General features: G+C 60.2%; 1 protein-coding gene. It reads left to right on the top strand.

The window, feature by feature from the left end:
- On the top strand, positions 1 to 249 hold a 249-nt coding region (locus tag QZ269_RS13245), incomplete at both ends, for a Tn3 family transposase (RefSeq protein WP_291427163.1).

Raw genomic sequence — 249 nt, 5'->3', positions numbered from 1 at the left:
TTACCCCAGGCAGAACAGTCTCGCCCAGGCGCTCGGTGAACTGGGTCGCATCGAGCGCACGCTGTTCACGCTGGAATGGTTGAGCAGCCCGGCGCTGCGCCGCCGGGTCTACCAGGGGTTGAATAAGGGGGAAGCGTTGCACTCGCTATCCAAAGCAGTTGCCATTCACCGGCACGGTGAAATTCGTGACCGCTCACATGAAGCGCAAAACCTGCGAGCCAACGGCATTCAGTTGCTGGTGGCGATGAT

The organism is Deinococcus sp. (assembly GCF_018260405.1).
GTDB lineage: Bacteria > Deinococcota > Deinococci > Deinococcales > Deinococcaceae > Deinococcus.
This window is presented reverse-complemented; position numbering and strand designations above follow the sequence as displayed.